This window comes from Rivularia sp. UHCC 0363, from assembly GCF_034931125.1.
GTDB lineage: Bacteria > Cyanobacteriota > Cyanobacteriia > Cyanobacteriales > Nostocaceae > Rivularia.
In genome coordinates this window covers 25,856-42,002 of sequence record NZ_JAYGHM010000068.1, presented here as the reverse complement: position 1 = coordinate 42,002, position 16,147 = coordinate 25,856, and the positions used below count along the sequence as shown (strand labels likewise).

The following is a 16,147-nucleotide window of genomic DNA, read 5'->3' as shown; positions in this document are numbered from 1 at the left end:
CTGTTTGATAACTTTCTTGGCAGTTTCAATTTGGTACCAGTGTTTGTCAATATTGTAAAGTTCCGCCAGACATACTAATTGGTCGTAGTCAGCCAATATAGATAAATTAAATAGGGACAGTCTGGCTTCATAGCTTTCATATGAGCTAAATTGGCGGTTTTTGAGAGCATAGGCAGCTTGTGAATCTTCAAATTTCAGCGAATAACTATCAGTCATTTGAAATTTAAAATGGTACTAATTTTAATTTTGGCAGAAAAAATAGATTCCGATTACTTTTGATACAACTCTTTAGCTTAACCAAACGCCTAAAAGCTGTTTGAGAATCTAGATTAACTTTTGCTGAAGTAATAAAACTATAAAATAAAAATGTAACTTGATTGTGTCGCTTTTTACACTATTTTAGCTTGTATAGTGATGGTGTATTTAGGTAGACCTCCCATTGGTTAAAGTTTTCGCCTTTAGTAATCCCAAAAAGAAACACATTTTCAGTAATTCCTCAAACCCTGGCTGTATATAAGTTAGAGAACATCTTAGTTTAAAATAAATTTTATGTATAAAAAATCCTTGAAGCTATTTACATCTGTTGCTGTTAGCGCCATCCTCAACATCACATTTGTTAATTCAAATACCTCAGCGTCTACATTAGTAACTGAGAAAAATACTGATGCCAAATATTCCTCAGCCGCTAATACCAAGCAACTGAAGAATCAAACACCATATAAAAAAATTCTAGTCGCTCCCGGTCAGTGGAAGATAGCTCGTTCTGTAGCAGTCAGTCGGGATAGTCAAATAATTGTTAGCGGTGATGATCAAGGAGAAGTGCAGTTTTGGTCGCGAGATACGGGAAAATTAATTCGTACTTTATCCGCACATTCCAATTGGGTTCAGTCCATTGCGATTGCCCCAGATGATAATACTATTGCTAGTGGCAGTGTGGATGGTACCATCAAACTTTGGAATCGGAATGGTGAATTAAAGAATATTTTAAGAAACTCTAAGCCAGTATATGCAGTAGTTTGGAGTCCTGACGGTCAAATACTTGCTAGTGGGGATGGTGATGGTATTTCACTTTGGAATAGAAATGGCAAATTAATTCGTTCTATCAAAGCCCATTCTGGTAATGTTGTTTCTGTAGCAATTAGTCCTAATGGCAAGATAATTGCTAGTAGAAGTTTTGGTGATGAACAAATCAAGCTTTGGGACTTGAATACAGGTAGATTAATTCGCAGTATCGCTGCTGATAGTGTCGGTGGGGTTAATTCTTTAGCTATCAGTCCTGACGGTAAGAAACTAGCTGGGTATTTCAACGATCAAACGGTGAAAATTTGGCTCCTGGAGACGGGGGAAGCTGTTGAAACTTTAGATATTGGAATTAATCGACCCCATGCGATCGCTTTTAGTCCTGACTCTGAAACTCTAGCTGTTGGGGGATTTGGTTCGGAAATTCAAATTTGGAGTGTGTCCACAAGCAAGAAGCTCAGTACTCTTTTTTCTCCCGATCATACTTATTCTCTCACTTTCGCTCCCGATTCCAAAACTCTTGTTAGTAGTGGTGGTCAAAATGGAGGTTCGGTAACTATTTGGTCGTTAAATGAATCTACAAGTAATAGTGGTAGTAGAGCATTTAATCTCACTTTTGATAAAGACAAAATATCTACGGTAGTTTCAAATAGTGTGATCCGTGGAGAGCGTGACAAGTATTACTTTAATGCTCAACCCGGACAGCAGACTTCCATTGCTATAGCTTCGATTGAAAATAATGCTGTATTCCAATTGTCTTATAAACAAGGGGGTATATGGCGAGAAGTTCCCGATACCGCAGAAGGACAAGACACAAGAGTTTGGCATGGTAAGTTACCAACATCTGAATCTAATAGTTATCAGATTTCAGTCGGGGGAACCCGTGGTAATGCTACTTATGATCTGTTTGTTGGCATCTCGGCGGTTAATTATTAAATGAAGCTTAGTATTTTGATAAGAAAACCTTAGAAGATATGCCGACATTAGTTAAAATTCGTATCCCATATCTACCCAATAATGCCAATCAGCCGTAGCTTCCGCCGTTTCTTCATCAACCTCAATCGGATGAATATCTTCAAGACGTGCAGAAAATATATCATCAACTTCCCCTTCTCTGTACCGCACCTCAACAAACCGGACAGCGCATACATTCGTCTGACGGTGACATTTCTACTACCTCAATTTCCTTCCCTTGGGGACGCTGACGATTCACCCACTTAGCTTGGAAAGGAAATTCTAGCTTGTCTTCCAAGTAATAGTACCATCCCATTACTCTTTCATCTTCGTTGTAAGCATCGACAACAACTTCCATGTCAATGCGTTCTTCTCGACTTTTATCTGGTGCTATATCGGACATAAAATTTATCTCCACTGATCGGTTTTGTTACAGTATTTAATTAAAATATCTTCCATTATTTTCCCATCTTTGAATACATTTATGTTTAAAATTTAATTGATGGAGATAAATTTAGGAAGGGTGCTGTGAGCGAATACCAATATTACGAGTTCCTAGCATTAGATAAACCGCTAACTGCTACAGAAAAAGCTGATATTGAAAGTCTTTCTAGTCGAGTACACATAACGTCTAATCAAGCAACATTTGTTTACAATTACGGAGACTTTCGTGGTAATCCCCAAGAAGTTCTAGAGAAATGCTTCGATATCATGCTGTATATGGCTAATTGGGGTTCGCGTCAATTGATGTTTCGTTTCCCCAAATCTTTAATAGATGTTGCAGCACTAGAACCTTATTGCTTAGAAGATTATATTACAGTTTCAACGAAGCGCAATTCTGTAATTTTAGACATCAATATCAGGGACGAAGATATTAGCGGTTGGATAGAAAGTGGTGAAGGTTGTTTGTCTGGTATGGTATCGCTGCGGGATAAAATATTGCAAGGTGATTATCGGTGTTTATATCTTGCTTGGCTAAAAGCTGCGACGATTCATTTTGATTGTGAAGAAGAAGATTTACTCGAACCTTCGGTACCTCCTAATTTGGATAATTTATCAGGTTCGCTTTCATCTTTCATTGAGTTTTTTGAAATTGATCAAGATTTGATTGCTTCTTCGGTTACAGCTAGTGAATTCCAACAAGAGGAAGGGGAATTGGAAGATTTGATACCAAAATTGAGCGAACGAGAAAGAAATGATTTTTTAGTTCGACTCCTCAAAGGTGAATCTCATCTTGGCATACAGCTAACTCACCGACTAAGAGAGTTAACGGGTAAAAGAGAGTCAATGTTAATAGTAATACCAGCAGACGTACTTTATCCCAATTATTAGGATTGGCAGAGAAAGAAACCAATCAACGACTTGAAAAAGAAGGAGAATTAGAACGTCAAACTAAGATACAAAAATTAGAAACATTAGCGAAAAAAGTAGATAAAGTATGGGAGCAGGTATTTGAAGCAATTGCACTTAAGCAAGCGAAACCCTATGACCAAGCTGTTGCTAGTTTGATTGATTTACGGGATTTGGCTGAGTATCAAGGAAAGTTAGAAGAGTTTCAAACAAGCATCAATAAAATACAAAAAGATTATAGTAAACGTCCTGGGTTAATATCGCGGTTGCACAAAGCAGGATTGTTAGAGAAGTAGAAATATTTATAAAAATTATTTGATTTTGATATTTATGGGTACTGTTCTTGATTAATCAATACTTGTCGTTGAAGTACGCGCTGCCACAACATTACCAACTTTGCAGTGGTGCGTGAAAAAGATGCTGTGGTTGGATTCCAAGTCACTCTGGCAGAAGGTGTTACTAAAGCCAGAATTGAAATCAGCCCTGGAAGTAACGACAATACCTTAACGGTTCATCATATTCTTCTTCCTCAACAGCAGTGTTGTTGTTTTTTAAAAACTTTAAGTAAGGTTTATATGTTGGCGGATTATTCGCACATTCACCTGAAATGTCTGGTGCGTTTGGTTTCTAAAAAACTTTGTACTCCTAGTAGTCTACCAAGCCAACTTTGCAGCTTGGGTGAGGGAGTAGGGAGCAGGTTTGGGAGGAGTAGTGGAAATAAAATTACCCTGCAAACTTCCCTTGGTGGAATACTAGTAGTCTGTCACATCAACTTTGACGGGTAGATTCAATTTGTGGTAGGTTATTTTCGGGTGCTTGAGGCTGAAGCTTATGAGTAAAAAGTATACCGTAAATTTAAGCGAACCAGAAGTTGAAAAATTGCGATCGCTAATTAGGTCTGGAAGAAACAAGGCAAGGGTTGTAACTCGTGGACGAATATTGTTAATGAGTTCGAGCGGATGTATTGATTCTGAGATTGCGACAACGCTTTGCGTGAGCGTATCAACAGTTGAACGAACTCGTGCAAAATATGTTCAAGGTGGTTTAGATATGGTTATCGAGGAGAAACCACATCCACCTAAACCAACTAGATTAGACCTCAAGCAAGAAGCACATTTAATCGCCACTGCATGTTCAAATCCATTCAACGGGAATGCACGTTGGAGTTTGAGATTGTTAGCAGGGAAAATAGTTCACCTGGGAATTATAGATTCAATCAGTCATGAAACAGTACGGCGAACCTTGAACAAACATTCTGTAAAACCTTGGTTGAAAGAACAGTGGTGTATACCTACTGTTGATGCCGAGTATGTTTTACGGATGGAAGACCTGCTTGATCTATACAATGAACCATATGACCCAAAACGCCCTGTAGTCTGTTTTGACGAACGTCCATACGCATTGTTAGAGGATGTTAGAGAACCATTACCACCCGAACCAGGACAACCATTACGATATGACTGCGAATATACACGTAATGGTTGTGTAAATTTATTTGCAATGATTCAGCCTTCTGCTGGTTGGCGTCATATTGAAGTTACACAACGACGCACTAAAAGAGACTTTGCTCTCCAGATCAAGGACTTAGTAGATGTTCACTTGCCCCATGAGTCACGTTATTCGTTTGGTAGTTGACAACTTGAATATTCATAGTCGGGCAGCATTATATGAAGTATTTGAGCCATCTGAAGCACGTCGAATTGTCCAAAAATTGGAGTTTCACTACACACCAAAGCATGGTTCATGGCTCAACCAAGTTGAAATTGAACTTTCAGTTTTATCTCGTCAATGTTTGGAGCGACGAATCCCTGATGTTGAAACATTATCTCACGAAATAGCAGCTTGGGAGGAAGAACGGAATAGTCAGTGTATAGGTATTAATTGGCGCTTTACAACTACTGATGCACGCAATAAAATGGGGCGACTATATCCAGATATTTCACCCGTCAAAGTTGGTGTGACAGACTACTAGTACTTGACCACATAAGTTATGAGGGGTTAACGTAGTGCGAGCGTCTCGCTCGCTCGTTGCTTTTAGCCCGCTCGCTGGTTGTAACGAGCGACCAAGATGGTCGCACTACGAATTTATTACCCATCAAAGTTAATGTGACAGACTACTAGTAGTCCTTTTCATTAGTTCTGATGGGTTGGATAAATCTTAGATAGCTTATTCCTAGCATCTTCTGTACGAAAACGCCAATCTACACAAACTTTATTATTATTGCGATCGCCCTCCCAAATGGAAACTTCTTTTTCTAAGGTTTCGACATTCGGAATTCGTCGATTTAAGCATTGCCGCGCAAGTACAGATAGCTCAGATTCAACCATATTTAACCCTTCGGGTTCGCCAGTTGCTTCAAGTCGGGGAACCCGCCCAACGCACTGGCTCACCAACTGCCATGTTTGGGTGTATGGTGAATCTCTAATTTCTTGGCGATTCTTCTGGCATATAAGGGGGTAAATACTTCATATAAAGAAGCGATTGTATGAGTGTTCAAATTATCCATGACTAATCGAATTACTTCGGCATCAGTGAAATGAATATCAACTAGTTCTTTCATGCAGTACGCAAAGTCGATTTTGGTTCTTCTACTAGTAACTTTGATGTGTCTCCATCCTAAATATGGAGCAAAAAATGCGAACAAATTACAAGTTCCATTACGCTCGTATTCATAGTCAATTTTTTCTTTTTTACCTGGTTTATTTTCGATTTTAGGGGCAGGTGGGATAGAGTCATAAACATCCTCTATTAATGGGCATAGTTTTTCATCGAAACATACTAATGGACGTATTGGGTCTAATGGTTGAGCGTATAGATAAGCGTACATCTTCCATTTTAGAGACAAACTCCGAACTCACTTTAGGAATACACCATTGTTGCTTTAACCAAGGCTTTAATTCGTTTTTTTTAACGTGCGAAAAACTGTACTTTCACTCACAGCATCAACGACTTCTAAATTCACTAGTTTATCTGCTAACATTTTTAAAGTCCAACGAGCATAACCACTTGGTGGATTGCTACAAGTTGTTGCGATTAAATATGCCTCTGCTGAACTTGTTAGCTTCGCTGGCTTACCACTACGTGGACGTTCTCTAAGCGTTGTTTCTAAATTTTCTAAACAGAATTTTTTACGAGTTCTTTCAACAGTTGGGATTGATATATGTAAAGTTTCAGATATCGCTTTATCTGTTTTACCATCACTTGCCATTAATAGGGTATGCGCTCTACGAATTTCTCTAGCACTACTTGAACCTTTTTTTACAATATCAAGTAGTTGTTGCTTTTGTTCTGCACTAAGATCAATTTTATGCTTCATAGTAAGTACACCCATCTGACTGGCGATCGCAATCTGCTCGTGAACTTAAAAGTTCACATTGCTGCTATAAGTAGTATAGAATAAAAAGCCATCAAAACAAATGAAATGGACTACTAGTACTTGACCACATAAGTTATGAGGGGTTAACGTAGTGCGAGCGTCCCGCTCGCTAGTTAATAGGAGGGAGCGGGACGCTCCCACTACCAATATCTTACCCCGCAAAATTAATGTGGTGGAATACTAGTTAATAATTGTACTTTGAGTTGTAAACACAATAGCAAGCCGATTTGTCACTGCCGTAGAAAATGCTACCGTTCGACTCTTTTCGGCTTAGGTTGTCTCAACGTTTTGAGAAATCATCTTGATTGCACTGCGTAACCAACAATTGGCTTCATCTTGATCGCTCAGCGTACTCCACAGCATCGAAACCGTCCATCGGTTCGTTTTGACTGGCAGTTCAAACATTGTTAGATTACAGACCTTTGCCAACCGGAGGGCGATGCGACGGGGAACTGCTGCGACTAAATCACTAGATGCGATCGCAAACGGTAGAACCATCATATGCGGGGTTGTGAATGCAATCCGACGCTTCTGGTTTTGTTCATTCAACGCCTTATCGATTGCGCCTGTGGTATCTCGACGTAGGGTTGCAAGGGCATGGGAAAGCTGGGTAAAAGTTTCCAAACACATGGTTCCCTGCTTGAGTGCCGGATGTCCTTGACGGGCAATTCCTACAAATCGCTCTTCAAAGATGGGTTCCCATTGGGTTTGTCGGGGCGGCACAGGGAAAACACCCAAAGCCACATCGATCGCCCCTTGCTCTAGCAAATCTCCCACACTGTCTTTTTCAAATCCAATCATCCGAAAGTTGATGAATGGGGACGCTTGATGACTATACTTAAGCAGCGATGGCATCAAGACAAAGCTGGTGTAATCTGAACTACCAATGGCAAAAGTGCGATCGCTAGAACTTGGCACAAAGGAGTGACTGGCAGTGACAGTTTGGCGGATATGTTGCAATGCTGCCAAGATGCCTGGGGCAATTGATTGGGCTTTGAGCGTTGGTTGCATCTGCTGCCCTAACCGCACAAACAATTTGTCTTCAAACAAAACACGCAGACGACTGAGCGCTGCACTCATCGCAGGCTGACCGATCTGAAGCTGTTCGGCAGCTTTTGTAACACTGTGCTGTTCGAGGAGGGCTTCAAAAGCAACCAACAGGTTCAAATCAATCGCCGCTAAATTTATTGATTTCATTGATACTATTTATCTAAAATATCATCTTGTTTAATAGTTTAGGGGTTATTACATTTAATGATGTACCTAATTTATTCAAAGGAATTTGACGAACATGACACAGAAAGTCGCCGTAATCACGGGTAGTTACAAAGGATTAGGCTACGCGTTGGCGACAGCCACTCCCTCCGGGAGTATCGCTCGTCAGCTAGCTCAGCAAGAGGATATTCGGGTTGTGTTGACGAGTCGTCAGGAACAAGATGGTTTAGCCGCTCAAAAGCGTCTATCCAGCGAAAATATTCAAGTCGATTTTCATGCGCTAGATGTCACAAGCGATATCAGCGTGCAACAGTTCACGACCTGGTTGCAGCAAACTTACGGTAAAGTCGATATTTTGGTCAATAATGCGGGCGTTAACCCCACCATGCAGCCAGAAGAATCCAGCCTGCTCACGGTTCAAATGGAAACGATGCTGGCAACCCTGACAACGAATGTTTTAGCCGTTGCTCGCATCACCCAAGCGCTTATGCCATTGATGAAAGCACAAAACTACGGACGAATTGTCAATGTGTCTACTGAAATGGCTTCCATCTCCTCTATGGGCAGCGATTACTATCCTTTGGCTCCGTCCTATCGCCTTTCCAAAGTTGGGCTGAATGGTCTAACGGCACTCTGGGCGAAGGAACTCCAGGGCAGCAATATTTTGGTGAATGCCTATTCTCCTGGCTGGATGCAAACCGACATGGGTGGCTCTAATGCGCCGTTCACAGCGGATGAAGGCGCGGAAACGGCTGTATATCTAGCAACACTCCCAGAGGGTGGCGTACAAGGTCAGTTTTTTGCCGAAATGCGGAAGTTTGGGGGTGCAGTGGCGCTGCCTTGGTAATTGAATAAATTTGAACGCTTTTACCCTTTTACCCTTCCACTTAACCCTGCCTTCGTTAGTTTAGCGGACTACTAAGAGCTTTCTTCCGTCCGCTGCCGTGAAGTGTTAGGTGGCATTTCACCCGAAGGAAAATAGCTTTGTAGATAGCTCAACGTCAAACGTTTTGTCTCGATCGCAAGCTGCTGGCGAAAGGGTTGCTCCTGACTAAGAGCCAACCACAGCAATGTCCCGATCGCCTTCACTAACACAAACGCGATCGCTTCATAATTAGCCTGCTCTAAATTTGAAGTGCGTAATGATAGAAATGTTGCTAACTCATGGATTAATTGGGCATCGGCGGCAGTTTCAATCGCCTCCAGTTCCGGGATTTTGTTTTGAACTTGCATGAAGATAGCGTAATAGCCAGGATGATCGGTAAAGAATTGATCGGTAGCGTCAATCACCCGATCAACATAGCTTGATAAAGGAAGAACGGCGGTTTCAGAAGTGTGCAGAGAGGCAAAGCGCTGGTGGAGTAGCTCCATGTAGCGCATTGTTAACGCTTGTACAATTGCCGCCTTATCAGGAAAAAACTGGTAGAGCGACCCAATCGGCACTTTGGCACGAGCAGCGATCGCATTGGTCGTCGTGGCATCGTAGCCCTCAGAAATAAACATCTGTTCCGCCACATCCAAAATTTGCTTGACCCGCTCTTGGCTCCGAGCTTGGCGGGGTTGACGGCGCATTCCAGACGGTTTTGATGAATTCGTAGCCATGTATTGGGGTTGTACCTCTGAAAATAAATGAGTGATACTCACATTTGGGTTGACAAAACATGATTGATACTCGTATTTTAAATAAGTGAGCTTTACTCATATCTCAACCCAGTCTATCATAGAGGAAATGGCAATGAGTCAAAATCTAGCGACCTTACCTAGCCCTAAAGCGAATCAAGCCCTCACGGAATATAATCGAGACCCGTTAGGGTTTATGACTCGCTGTGTCCGTGAATTTGGGGAGATTGTTCCATTACGGTTTGAAGGAGAGTTATTTTGTCTGCTTACCAACCCCGACCATATCACCGAAGTTCTTAAAGATAGATCGTTGTTTATTAAGGCGAAAGACTTACGTATTCTGCGAGGGTTACTTGGCAATGGTTTGCTCACGAGTGAAGGAGATTTCTGGCAACGGCAGCGACGGCTGACTCAACCTATTTTTCATCAGCAACGCATCAATTCTTATGGTGCCGTGATGGTGGACTATACACAACAGATGTTACAAACTTGGTACGAAGGCAAGGTTGTCGATGTGCATGATGAGATGATGCGGCTAACGCTCAACATTGTGATGAAGACGATCTTTGACCAAGACGTAACAGACAGGGAAGCAAGTCATGTATCTCATGCCTTAGATGAAGCAATGCATTGGTATACATCAAGGGAAATATATGAAGACTCTGAAGCTAGTACCAATTCCAACAATATTCAAGCCTGGATCAATTGTGGAATGAAGGCTGTGGCGAGATCGCTTCAAGTGCTTGGGTTGGGCGATGTATCTAATGGTGATGACAATCGCCGCTACCGAGAGGCGATCGCGCTGCTAGATGAAACCGTGTATGCCATGATCGCTCATCGTCGGGTTAGTGGATCGGAAGGTGATGATTTACTGGGAATGTTGATGCAGGTACAAGATACTGACGATGGTAGCCGCATGAGCGATCAACAATTGCGCGATGAAGTAGCTACGTTAATGTTGGCGGGGCATGAAACCACAGCAAACACTTTGTCCTGGGTATGGATGCTGTTAGCGAACCATCCCCAAGTAGGCGAGAAACTGACTGAGGAATTAAAAACAGTGCTGAATGGGCGCACCCCAACGATCGCTGATTTACCTCAGTTGTCTTACACACATAGAGTGGTCAAAGAAGCCATGCGGCTTTATCCACCCGTGACGGATATTAGTCGGGAGGCAACGCAAGATTGCGAAATTGGCGGCTACTCGATTCCAAAAAGCACCACGTTGATTGCCAGTCAGTGGGTGATGCACCGTAATCCGCGTTACTTTACCGAGCCAGAGGCGTTTAACCCAGAACGGTGGACGGATGATCTAGAGAAGCGATTGCCACGGGGCGTTTATTTTCCCTTTGGCGATGGTCCACGCATCTGTATTGGCAAAAGTTTTGCCCAGATGGAAGCTGTGTTAATTTTAGCAACAATTGCTCAAACCTTTGAGTTAGTGCTGATTCCCGACCAGACGATAGAGCTTCAGCCTTCCATTACATTACGCCCAAAACATGGCATTCAAGTTGTGCTGAAAAAAACCTAGATTCATCAAATTTTCAGACGCTTGATTTTTAACTCGCGAGTATTAAATCAAGAATTTACCATCAAAGTGTTTTACTAAAATTGTTGGGATGCAATTATGAGTTGCTCGTGTTTTATCAAGTGCTACTTTGTTGGGTTTCGCTTTCTGCGCTACAAATTCTACCCCTGGATTACTCTGGCGATCGCACTGCTCAACCTGCTGACAACTTCGGGTGTCGATCGCACCAATGCAAAAAACCGCTATATGAGCGCGATGAGCAAAATTAACTTCGCGGATGTTTACGCTTTGCTCAATGAATTGCTGTGGTAAATAGATGATTTCCAAGATTGATGGATGGCGCTCAGTCAGTTGATTTCTTCTTGATTCTCTAGAGGTTTTGATCATGAAAGTCGTTCAAATAATGCTGATTTTTAAGTCTTTCTTTGCCATGCTGGCGGGTGACGAGAGCCTGCAATCAGTCGGTGAGATGTCATACGCTTTGTTGGAAACCCCTGCTTTTGATTTGGCGGCTCAACATCTAAACCGCGATCCTGCTTGTGTTGAACTGATTTGCGATCGCTATATTCCCCCTGCCCATGACCTCGATCAATTACTTACCTATCCTGAAAATTCCCTAGGCTATATCTATGCCACAGCTATGAAAAAATCAGGATTTGACCCGAATTTACACGCCGGGATGACTGCCAAGTCGGATGCTCACTATGTGGAACTACGACTAAGCCAAACTCACGATATCTGGCATATCATCACTGGATTTGATACTTCCGCGATCGGTGAAATTGGCTTGCAGGCATTTCATCTCCCTCAGTTTCCTTACCCATTGGCGACAATGTTGATTGCCAATAGTTTGATGGCTAGCACTTTGTTCGATCCAAAACAATTGCCATCCTTGCTAAACGCGATCGCCCAGGGTTGGCAGATGGGCGAAACATCTCAGGCTTTATTCGCCCAAAAGTGGGAAGAGGCGTGGGATAAACCCGTAACACAATGGCAAACAGAGTTGAACATTCAGCCTGCTCAGAATTTTTATACACATAGCCTTACTAGTTAGGACGTGGGAGTGTGTGTTCGTAGGGATGCGCTAGATTAGCACCCAAATCTTCTCTCAAACCTAACCTTTTGACTTGTCTAACTACAGCTAAAGTTTAGTTTTCAGATTTTCAGTGCCGAGTTGTAGTGAGGTAAATTATGTTGCGCTCTGTATTGCAACTGCCCAACTTTCGTTTGCTTTGGTTAGGACAGACTTTTATTCTCTGTGCGTCTCAGTTCTGGTTTGTAGCATTAACCTGGCTGATACTGGAAAAAACGGGTTCAGGTTTGGCGATTGGCACCGTATTGATGGCAGCCGCAATTCCACGCGGAATTTTCATGCTAATCGGAGGGGCGATCGGCGATCGCTTGCCAACGAACTCTGTTGCTGCTATTGCCGCATCGGTCAATACCGTTTTGATCGGACTGGTTGCGGTGCTGCTATTTTTCGATGTCTTTCAACTGGGTACTGCGGTTCTTATTGCTGCCCTGTTTGGCTTATCAGAAGCTTTTTTGTATCCCGCGATTCTTGCTTTGGTTCCCCAGGTAATAAGCAAACCTCGTTTAAGACAGGCAAATGCTTGGATGCAAGGAAGCGAACAAATTACCAACGTCATTGGACCGGCGGCGGCTGGAATCATCATTGGTGCGCTGGGTTTACCGATCGCTTTTACAATCAACATGGTACTGCTTACGGTCGGGAGTGGCTTTATTTACTGGGTACGAATTCGACGGCGATCATGGACGGGCGATCAACTCAGCACAGGTGCATTAGCTGGAGAAATTATGGCAGGTCTTCGCTATGCGTGGAAACAGCCTGCGATTCGGATCAGCTTGCTGCTGATTGCCACGATCAACTTCGCAATTTTAGGTCCAATCGTCATTGGCGTTGCTGAACTGGTGACGGTACGTTTTGGCGGCAGTGCCACTATGTTTGGTTACTTGCAATCTGCCTACGGCATTGGAGCATTACTGGGAGTTTTGATTGCCAGCCGCTTGAGTGCTATTAAAAATCTCAAAACACCTTTAGTTCTGCTTGCCTGTAGTCTTGGTGTAGGATTAATTTTACTGGGATTCATGCAACAGGCTTGGATGGCAGCAGTAGTCATTGCTCTAATGGGTGTGGGTGGTGGCATTGTGGGGGTGCTAGGACTCACCTGGTTACAACAGCAGACTGCAACTTATATGCAAGGAAGAATGATGAGTTTAGTTATGTTTGCTGCGATCGCGCTTGATCCATTTTCTCAGGCAATTTCAGGAGTGTTGCTGGAAATAAACTTGACAGGTTTATTTGTATCAGCAGGTATGATGATGCTGCTGACTGCTCTAGTTTCATCCCTGAGCCAAACCAGCGATCGTTCTAGATAAAATCTTTCAAGCAGGAGCAGAACCGCCTCGCAGTTACTGCTCAGGTGACACCTAAAGTTTTGAGAATGAGTTTCCCAATATGTTCGAGACTAGCATCATATTTGCGTGAGACAAGCAACTAAGCGATCGGGCATGAAAAAGAAAGGACTGTGAGATGAAGGCAGTTGAAATCGCTGTATCACACTAACGCGGCTCAACATCAAAGTTTGTAATTGATGGCTAACAGCGTAAATATTAAATGTTCCAACAGTTTGTGTTCTGCTCTAAATAAGACTTAACAGCAAATAGAAAGCGATCGCCTTTTATCTATCAGCAAAATCCTGTTGGAAAGACTTTTATGTGTCTTAGCGACGCAACAAACTAAAGGCGACCTGTCCCATTTGTTGTACATAAGCAAGCTGAATCAACACCATCATCGCGGGTTCAATATATCTAGCCGTACTCAGTCCGCCTACGTCGATTGCTTCTACTGCTGTTTCCTTGAGTAATCCAGCAACAACAGTTTTTGCCTCTGCATCATCACCGCAATAAAACACCGTGGCTTCGGTTCCATTGAAGCTTGTATCGCCAGATTGTAAGACTTCGGCAAACAAAGGTAAGCCTTCCACTACTCGCGCTCCTGGTGCTAGTTTGGCAATTTCTTCGGCTGCCGAAGTCGTGGTTCCGACTGCCATCCCACTCATATCGGGTTTGAGGGCATTGACGCAACTAAAGAGGATTTTACCATTGAGCGAACCTGCTGCTTGCAATGCTTCCGGAACAGCTACCCAAGGTACAGCGAGTAAAACCACATCAGCAAATTGTACAGCTTCCGCAGGTGTTCCCACTTGGGCAGTGTCGCTTACCGATGCGGCTAAATCTTTTAACTTTTGTTCATTTCGAGAAAAACTGAACATTAACTGATGTCCATTCTTTGCCCAGAACTTGCCTAAGCCATTCGCCATATTACCGCCGCCAATAATGCCAATTTTCATAATTTGAGTCCTTGCGATCGCTTGTAGTTGTATATTTCAGAACGTCTAAACATTAGACTTCTCTAATGACTATTAGCATTTATTGGTAAACAGAGAAAGCAATTGTGCATTATCTAGCTGAGCGATTTGCGAACTGATCTGAAAATACCTTTTTCTTCTAATTTCTATAGAGTTATTAATCATTTTTTCTTGTTCAGCCATAGCTTGAAAAACTTGCTAAACTACATTGTAGTGTGTGGATTATCAATTGTAGCCAAGCGAAAATCATGATTAACCTACAGGCTCATTCCGTGCGGCTGAACGCGAGTTAAGACAAGCTCACTTTTATGTATCGCTTTTTTTGCCATAGCTGACAGCCAGCTTTCTGAAAGAATACAGTTAGACTTTGTAGTTATATTGGCGTGAATCTTGTCTCCGGGATTCTCCCCGTTACAAAGTTCATGTGACAATAAATAAAAAATGTAGCCAATGTTGTTAAATCGTACAAAAAGTTTATTTTTCTTCCTGTGGGTATTAGTTAGCTGGACTAGCTATTCAATAATTTTATTTGCATCAGCACAAACGGAAGTTACCAAAAACCCAATATCTCTAGCAGAAACTAATTTAATTTCAGTCGAAAAAGATCCCCCAAGCAGGGGAACACCTCCAGGAAAGGAGGGAACGGGAAGCAGAGGTGATTGTATTCCTCAGCAGGATAAACCTCCTCTAACTCGCATGGTTGGTGGTAATCAATCTTATTTTACTGTTAGGGATTATCCAACTATTTGGGTTTATTTGCCTTATACCGATCAAGACGCAACTAGCGGAGAATTCTCTTTACAAGATGGGGATATTGAGGTTTATCGTACTAATTTAAAGTTACCTAATAAATCTGGGATTGTTGGTATTAGTTTACCATCAACCATTCCAGCTTTAAAAGTTGGTAAAGAATATCGATGGTATTTTGATATTAATTGTTCTGGGAATAGTGATGTTAATAATTCACCAACTCCTGCTTCTGTTACAGGTGTTGTACGAAGGAAGTTAATATCGGTAGAATTTGCTAGAGATTTAAAAATAGCAAAAACTCCATTACAGAAGATTTTTGTTTATGCAAAATACAATATTTGGTATGAGGCAATAACTGACCTAGCTAAATTACGTTTAAGTGAGCCAAATAATGCGACTTTGAAGAAAGCTTGGGTTGACTTGTTTAATAATGGTAATCTGGATTTAGAAAACATTTCTCAAGAACCAATTGTTGGAAGCATAAATTTGAAGCCAACAAATCATTAAAGCCAATTACATACTAAAATAAATGTACCCCAATGATAGAGACGATTGTAATCTCTATGTGTAGATTCTTTTAAAAAGGCAATTTGAGTATTTCTTAAAGCTTCCGCTTTTGTAATTTGTTTACGATTAAGTTCTTGGTAAAACTTCACCATAAATTCGGCTATAGAAGCATCATTAATTTGCCACAAACTAGCGAGAGTAGTCCTAGCACCCGCTCGAATGGCTACTCATGCTAATCCCAAAGTCGCTCTTTTATCACCAGTTGCTGTTTCACAAGCACTCAGGATTAATAATTCAATTGGTTTAGTAGTTCTTTGATAATTCAAATGCAGTAATTGGTCTAAATCTTTAACATTAATACGTTCTTTCCAGTCCAGAATATAGGTTTGTTCGGGACTAGAACTAAATTTACCGTGAGTTGCTAAATGAACGAT

Annotated in this window: 16 protein-coding genes and 3 pseudogenes; 10 read left to right on the top strand and 9 right to left on the bottom strand. The window is 41.9% G+C overall.

Features of this window, described 5'->3' with window-relative positions:
- Positions 1-216, bottom strand: a pseudogene (locus tag VB797_RS28160) (ATP-dependent helicase); the annotation flags it as partial.
- A gap of 333 nt (positions 217-549) precedes the next feature.
- Between VB797_RS28160 and VB797_RS28155 the strand changes: the two are divergent.
- Positions 550-1,956, top strand: a complete 1,407-nt coding sequence (locus tag VB797_RS28155; RefSeq protein WP_323241073.1) for a WD40 repeat domain-containing protein — start codon at positions 550-552, stop codon at positions 1,954-1,956.
- Between the two features lie 51 nt (positions 1,957-2,007).
- Here the strand turns inward: VB797_RS28155 and VB797_RS28150 are convergent, their stop codons facing one another.
- Entirely contained in the window at positions 2,008-2,145 is a 138-nt protein-coding gene (locus VB797_RS28150; RefSeq protein WP_323241072.1) for a calcium-binding protein, read from the bottom strand.
- Position 2,146: 1 nt separating this feature from the next.
- A complete protein-coding gene (locus tag VB797_RS28145; protein ID WP_323241071.1) occupies positions 2,147-2,377 on the bottom strand; it encodes a calcium-binding protein in 231 nt (76 codons plus the stop codon).
- Between the two features lie 125 nt (positions 2,378-2,502).
- Here VB797_RS28145 and VB797_RS28140 point away from each other — a divergent pair, with 125 nt between their 5' ends.
- The 4 genes from VB797_RS28140 to VB797_RS28125 all read left to right on the top strand — a co-directional run bounded on the left by VB797_RS28140 (position 2,503) and on the right by VB797_RS28125 (position 5,296).
- Positions 2,503-3,306 carry a hypothetical protein gene (locus tag VB797_RS28140; RefSeq protein WP_323241070.1) on the top strand — a complete coding sequence of 268 codons (804 nt, stop codon included), beginning with the start codon at positions 2,503-2,505 and terminating at the stop codon, positions 3,304-3,306.
- A 2-nt stretch (positions 3,307-3,308) separates the two neighbouring features.
- Complete coding sequence (locus VB797_RS28135) at positions 3,309-3,620, top strand: hypothetical protein (RefSeq protein ID WP_323241069.1); 312 nt, start codon at positions 3,309-3,311, stop codon at positions 3,618-3,620.
- Positions 3,621-3,725: 105 nt separating this feature from the next.
- Positions 3,726-4,109, top strand: coding sequence for a hypothetical protein (locus tag VB797_RS28130; protein WP_323241068.1), 384 nt, complete (start codon positions 3,726-3,728; stop codon positions 4,107-4,109).
- 46 nt (positions 4,110-4,155) lie between these two features.
- Positions 4,156-5,296 (top strand): IS630 family transposase gene (locus VB797_RS28125; RefSeq protein WP_416350944.1). Its coding sequence is split into 2 segments (ribosomal slippage): positions 4,156-4,941 and positions 4,943-5,296, totalling 1,140 coding nucleotides; the frame shifts between segments, so codons are not numbered across the junction.
- 161 nt (positions 5,297-5,457) lie between these two features.
- On the opposite strand, the pseudogene VB797_RS28120 reads toward VB797_RS28125, so the two are convergent.
- Positions 5,458-6,641 (bottom strand): annotated as a pseudogene (locus VB797_RS28120) (IS630 family transposase).
- A gap of 330 nt (positions 6,642-6,971) precedes the next feature.
- Positions 6,972-7,898: a LysR family transcriptional regulator gene (locus VB797_RS28115; protein ID WP_323241067.1), complete on the bottom strand. Its 927-nt coding sequence runs from the start codon at positions 7,896-7,898 to the stop codon at positions 6,972-6,974.
- Between the two features lie 94 nt (positions 7,899-7,992).
- On the opposite strand from VB797_RS28115, the gene VB797_RS28110 reads away from it, so the two are divergent.
- Entirely contained in the window at positions 7,993-8,763 is a 771-nt protein-coding gene (locus tag VB797_RS28110; protein WP_323241066.1) for an SDR family oxidoreductase, read from the top strand.
- A 71-nt stretch (positions 8,764-8,834) separates the two neighbouring features.
- Here VB797_RS28110 and VB797_RS28105 read toward each other — a convergent pair whose 3' ends face one another.
- Positions 8,835-9,518, bottom strand: coding sequence for a TetR/AcrR family transcriptional regulator (locus tag VB797_RS28105; RefSeq protein ID WP_323241065.1), 684 nt, complete (start codon positions 9,516-9,518; stop codon positions 8,835-8,837).
- A gap of 133 nt (positions 9,519-9,651) precedes the next feature.
- Between VB797_RS28105 and VB797_RS28100 the strand changes: the two genes are divergently transcribed.
- Positions 9,652-11,067, top strand: coding sequence for a cytochrome P450 (locus tag VB797_RS28100; RefSeq protein ID WP_323241064.1), 1,416 nt, complete (start codon positions 9,652-9,654; stop codon positions 11,065-11,067).
- Between the two features lie 42 nt (positions 11,068-11,109).
- Here the strand turns inward: VB797_RS28100 and VB797_RS28095 are convergent, their stop codons facing one another.
- Positions 11,110-11,451 carry a hypothetical protein gene (locus VB797_RS28095; protein WP_323241063.1) on the bottom strand — a complete coding sequence of 114 codons (342 nt, stop codon included), beginning with the start codon at positions 11,449-11,451 and terminating at the stop codon, positions 11,110-11,112.
- Between VB797_RS28095 and VB797_RS28090 the strand changes: the two genes are divergently transcribed.
- On the top strand, positions 11,450-12,118 hold the full coding sequence (locus tag VB797_RS28090) for a Coq4 family protein (protein WP_323241062.1): 669 nt from the start codon (positions 11,450-11,452) through the stop codon (positions 12,116-12,118). The genes VB797_RS28095 and VB797_RS28090 overlap by 2 nt on opposite strands.
- A 137-nt stretch (positions 12,119-12,255) precedes the next feature.
- A complete protein-coding gene (locus VB797_RS28085) occupies positions 12,256-13,464 on the top strand; it encodes an MFS transporter (protein ID WP_323241061.1) in 1,209 nt (402 codons plus the stop codon).
- 344 nt (positions 13,465-13,808) lie between these two features.
- On the opposite strand, the gene VB797_RS28080 is transcribed toward VB797_RS28085, so the two are convergent.
- Positions 13,809-14,438, bottom strand: a complete 630-nt coding sequence (locus tag VB797_RS28080; protein ID WP_323241060.1) for an NADPH-dependent F420 reductase — start codon at positions 14,436-14,438, stop codon at positions 13,809-13,811.
- Between the two features lie 468 nt (positions 14,439-14,906).
- On the opposite strand from VB797_RS28080, the gene VB797_RS28075 reads away from it, so the two are divergent.
- Positions 14,907-15,713, top strand: a complete 807-nt coding sequence (locus tag VB797_RS28075; protein ID WP_323241059.1) for a DUF928 domain-containing protein — start codon at positions 14,907-14,909, stop codon at positions 15,711-15,713.
- On the opposite strand, the pseudogene VB797_RS28070 reads toward VB797_RS28075, so the two are convergent.
- Positions 15,710-16,147 (bottom strand): annotated as a pseudogene (locus VB797_RS28070) (CHAT domain-containing protein). The gene VB797_RS28075 and the pseudogene VB797_RS28070 sit on opposite strands and share 4 nt — an antisense overlap.